The sequence below is a fragment of the Acetivibrio ethanolgignens genome (assembly GCF_001461035.1).
GTDB lineage: Bacteria > Bacillota > Clostridia > Lachnospirales > Lachnospiraceae > Velocimicrobium > Velocimicrobium ethanolgignens.
Genome location: NZ_LNAM01000226.1, coordinates 3,821 through 8,474, shown reverse-complemented (window position 1 = coordinate 8,474; position 4,654 = coordinate 3,821). Strand labels below are relative to the sequence as shown.

At 33.3% G+C, this 4,654-nt stretch carries 6 protein-coding genes; 4 read left to right on the top strand and 2 right to left on the bottom strand.

Features of this window, described 5'->3' with window-relative positions; all coding sequences use genetic code 11:
• Nucleotides 1–19 precede the first annotated feature (19 nt).
• Nucleotides 20–547 (bottom strand): PD-(D/E)XK nuclease superfamily protein, encoded by a 528-nt coding sequence (locus ASU35_RS18195; RefSeq protein WP_058354377.1) that lies wholly within the window; start codon nucleotides 545–547, stop codon nucleotides 20–22.
• Between the two features lie 3 nt (nucleotides 548–550).
• Nucleotides 551–787 carry a helix-turn-helix domain-containing protein gene (locus ASU35_RS18190; protein WP_058354376.1) on the bottom strand — a complete coding sequence of 79 codons (237 nt, stop codon included), beginning with the start codon at nucleotides 785–787 and terminating at the stop codon, nucleotides 551–553.
• 144 nt (nucleotides 788–931) lie between these two features.
• On the opposite strand from ASU35_RS18190, the gene ASU35_RS18185 reads away from it, so the two are divergent.
• The 4 genes from ASU35_RS18185 (at nucleotide 932) to ASU35_RS18170 (ending at nucleotide 4,260) form a co-directional block, all read left to right on the top strand.
• Nucleotides 932–1,660: a TRM11 family SAM-dependent methyltransferase gene (locus ASU35_RS18185; RefSeq protein WP_083504389.1), complete on the top strand. Its 729-nt coding sequence runs from the start codon at nucleotides 932–934 to the stop codon at nucleotides 1,658–1,660.
• 91 nt (nucleotides 1,661–1,751) lie between these two features.
• The gene (locus tag ASU35_RS18180) at nucleotides 1,752–2,585 is read left to right on the top strand and encodes a DNA adenine methylase (protein ID WP_058354378.1); all 834 of its coding nucleotides are present in this window, start codon (nucleotides 1,752–1,754) and stop codon (nucleotides 2,583–2,585) included.
• 12 nt (nucleotides 2,586–2,597) lie between these two features.
• Nucleotides 2,598–3,401, top strand: coding sequence for a DNA-methyltransferase (locus tag ASU35_RS18175; protein ID WP_058354374.1), 804 nt, complete (start codon nucleotides 2,598–2,600; stop codon nucleotides 3,399–3,401).
• Entirely contained in the window at nucleotides 3,391–4,260 is an 870-nt protein-coding gene (locus ASU35_RS18170; protein WP_058354373.1) for a type II restriction endonuclease, read from the top strand. Before ASU35_RS18175 ends, ASU35_RS18170 begins: the two co-directional genes overlap by 11 nt.
• The last annotated feature ends 394 nt before the right edge of the window (nucleotides 4,261–4,654 follow it).

Sequence of the window (4,654 nt, the reverse complement as noted above, 5' to 3'; positions counted from 1 at the left end):
ACTGCCAGATATTGAATTTTCAAGGTGCATAGCGAAAATTTATGTGCGAAGTTTGAGTATAGAAGTAATGGCATCCTACCATTCTTATGTATTCTAATGTGTCACGATATACATCTTGTAGGAACCAGTTATTGAATACATAAAGGTATTCGACATTGAAACCTATAGGATGACACAGTTTTTCGTATTCTTTCCTTTTGAAATCACAATTCGGTAGTTTTTCGTCAACAGAGCCCGGACAATTTTGAAATTTCTTTTCAATAATAAACACTGTATTCGTTTCAAGATTAACATAGCATTCATCAGGTAACCATTTTTTTGAATTGTAATCTGTAAAATCGATTCCCCTTGGTTCTAAAAAGTATTTGTAAAAATCATGCTTTTGAACAGAAAGTCCAATTTGTATATCGTCATCATAAACTCTATTTCTAATTACATGATAGCCGGCATCTGTGAGTGCTGCATCAAGAGAAGTGGTTTGCTCGAAATGCAATCCATTAGCATTTGTACGGGCACCACCTCCAAATCTGTTTGGTATTCTAGACATAAATCATTTCCTCCGTTGAAAGAATTCCGTAATATCCACACCAAGTGTATTAGCAATATGATTTAGTACGGAGATAGAAAGACTTTTTGTACATCCAGATGCTTCAATTTTAGAAAGGTAGCTAATGCTAATTTGTAGTTTTTCTGATAACTGGATTTGGGTAAGTCCTGCTTTCTCTCGGTAGTATTTTATATTTGAACCAATAACTTGATATAGTTCAGTTTCACTTGAAAATTGCATAATACACTCCTTTCACTATTTGTGAATATTATATTATTTTGTTGGAAAAGGATAAATTCACTTATAGTGAAAGATGCGAGTAAAAAAGGTGGACTTTAGGAAGCAAATGGTGTATGATAAAGACCTATAAAAATAAAGGAGGAGATGCTTATAGTTTTACAACCTAATAGCTTTAGCCCAGAGCAGACAACAATATGGTCGTTTCCAGACCGGGGGAAATGGGCAACACACTCAGGACGTTATCGAGGTAATTGGTCACCATATGTACCAAGAAACTTGATACTTCGCTATTCTAAACCAGGAGACTGGGTTCTAGATCAATTCTTAGGTAGTGGCACAACATTAGTTGAAGCCAAATTACTTAATCGAAATGCGATTGGTGTAGATATCAATCCGCAATCTGTTTCTTTATCAGAAACGAATCTCAATTTTGAATGTGAAACACAATCAAAGATATTTATTAAAAATGGAGATGCTACAGATCTGTCTTTTATTAAAGATAATAAGATTGATTTTATATGCACACATCCGCCATATGCAAATATCATCAAATATAGTTCTGATATTGAGGGTGATATTTCGCTATTGGATGAACAGGGTTTCTTAGATGCATTAAATAAAGTTGCAAAAGAATCATATCGTATACTTAAAAAGGGAAAGTGCTGTGCAGTAATGATTGGAGATAAAAGATTTCGGGGGAATGTAGTACCGCTGGGATTTCAACTTATGCAGTGCTTTTTGAACGCTGGATTTAAATCAAAAGAAATAATTATAAAAGAACAGCATAATTGTAAATCAACTGAAAAGTGGGCTGAGATGGATAAGAATTTTTATATGTTGGCTCATGAATATATTTTTGTGTTCTTCAAATAAAAGGGTTTCACAAAAAGTGAAAATTTTAATTGATAAAAACGGCTCTTTCTCGTATAATAAAAAAGAAGTTTTATGGAAAGAGGAAGTGGATATGTCAAATAAAAATGTGGCACCATTTGTAAAATGGGCAGGTGGAAAAAGACAACTACTTGATAGAATATCTGAGAGAATGCCTCGAACATATAATAATTACTACGAGCCTTTTATTGGAGGAGGAGCAGTTTTATTTGAATTGCAACCTGAAAATGCAGTGATTAATGATATTAATGCATCTCTTATTAATACATATAGAATTATTGCAAGTAAACCACAGGAATTCATAGAATTTGTTCAAAAACTTGATTCTGAGATGGGAGAAGATGGAAAAGAATATTATTATTCTTTAAGAGAGCATTATAATGACAAATTGATGAAGGAAGAGTTTGATGTAGAACTTGCAGCGTTATTTGTGTTTATCAATAAGCATTGCTTTAATGGATTGTATAGAGTAAATGGAAAAGGATTATTTAATGTTCCATATAATAACAGTAGGAAAGAATCCATTGATGTTAAGTCAATAATGGAAGTTTCAGAATATTTAAAAAAGGTAACAGTTATGCTAGGAGATTTTGAGATAGCTTGCCAAGATGCAGGGGAAGGAGATTTTGTATTCTTTGATAGCCCATATGCACCATTAAATCCTACATCGTTTGAATCATATACAAAGGAAGGATTTGATGTTGAAAGTCATGAAAGACTAGCCAGCCTTTTTGATGACTTAACAAGAAGAGGATGTTATTGTATGCTCACAAATCATAATACAGATTTCATCAATCAATTGTATGGCAACAAAGGATATAGAATTGATGTGGTTGATGTGAAACGGATGATTAATTCGGATGCGTCAAAACGAACAGGAGAAGAGGTTATTATTTGCAATTATTAGGAGGTGTTTTGAGTGGAAAGATTACTTGGTAAAAATCAGCAATATTTCTATGAAAATACTTCGGCACAAATAATACATGGAGATGCACTTAAAGTTCTTGCAAAAATAAAGCCGGAAAGCATTGATATGATATTTGCGGATCCCCCATACTTTTTAAGCAATAACGGGGTGACTTGCAAAGGCGGTAAAATGGTATCTGTGAATAAGGGAGAATGGGATAAAATAGGAGATTCTTCAACGCAAACATCTGAGAAACATAAATTTAATAGAAAATGGATAAAATTGTGTAAACGAGCACTAAAATCTAATGGAAGTATTTGGATTTCTGGAACATTACATAATATCTATTCTATTGGCATGGCGCTTGAGCAGGAAGGGTTTAAGATAATAAATAATATTACCTGGCAGAAAACTAACCCGCCACCAAATCTTGCTTGTAGATGTTTTACACATTCAACAGAAACTATACTCTGGGCACAGAAAGCTGATAAGAAATCTCGCCATTATTTCAATTATGATTTGATGAAAGAACAGAATGGCGGAAAGCAAATGAAAGATGTATGGGTTGGAAGTTTAACGAAACCATCAGAAAAGAAGGCGGGGAAACATCCTACGCAGAAGCCGGAATACTTATTAGAAAGAGTTATTCAAGCATCTACCCGGCCAGGGGATATTGTTCTAGACCCCTTTTGCGGGTCGGGAACAACAGGTGTTGTTGCTAACAGATTTGGTCGATTCTTTATAGGAATAGATACAGAAGAGGAATATTTGAATATAACTAAAGTACGATTGGAGATGGAGATTAGTGACAAGTAGAAATTTTGAGGATTGGTTAAAGTCGTTTACGGATAATATTAATAACTGGAATTATTATGTAAATTATGATACGGCATACAAAAATACTGCTTCTGTTAAGAGGCAACTTGCTCTTTTAAATACATTAAAGGGTTCTGAAAATATTGAAGATGAATTTAGGGATTTAGTCCAGGAATATCCTGAGTGTATAAAGGCAATACCACTATTATTGGCTGTGAGAGAGAATGTTATAGCAATTACAGAAAATGATAGAAGGCTTGATTTTAACTTTAATAGCATGAATTATGATGTAGAGCTATATGTAGAATTTATGCAAAAAACAGGTATATTTGAATTATTACAAAGTCATGTGATAGGTGATCTATTGGATGTTGGTTTGGGAATTAATATTGGATTAGATAGTAACGCAAGAAAAAATAGGGGAGGAGACCAAATGGAAGATTTGGTTGAATTCTTTATTAAAGAAGCAGGCTTTGAAAAGGATGTCACCTACTTTAAGGAAATGTATTTACACGAAGTAGAACAGAAATGGGGATATAACCTTTCGGCAATTAGTGCTGATGGTGTTGCTAAGAAAAGGTTTGATTTTGTTGTAAAACCTGTAGGAAGTAAGGAAGTTTATATTTGTGAATGTAATTGCTATTCATCAAGTGGTTCTAAACTTAATGAAACTGCAAGAAGTTTTAAGACCATTTCTCTTGAAGCGAAAGATGTGGAACATGTTCATTTTGTTTGGTTCACTGATGGGGCAGGGTGGTTAAAAACAAAGGGAAACCTTAAAGAAACGTTTTTGGTACAAGAAGATCTATATAATATAGCTGATTTAAAAAATGGTATCATTAGCGAAAAATTCATATAGTTAAAATATAAAAACTGAAAGCTGGGAGAGTATTCTTCCAGCTTTTTTTATGGTAGCCGAAAGGCTACTTTTTTAATTCCAAAACATCTACAATGCTCTCTTTGGAAATCAGAAAGAGAATATCTCGGTCGATTAACCATATTTTTCCCCAAAATAGTGATAAGAAAAATATTTTCAAAATCTGTAGTTCAAAATCTTCCTAACTGTAATTGGGAGGATTAGAGGGGAGAAGAAATTTTTCTTCTAATTAGGAAAATGCAGAAATTCCTTACTAATAAAAATGAGATGGAAAACTGGTCATTTTAGAAAATTTTGTCTAGGACTACGTGAAAGATAAAAATTTTTCCGCCCATTTCAGGAAAAAGTGTCCATAGGAATGTGAAAGGATAAAAAA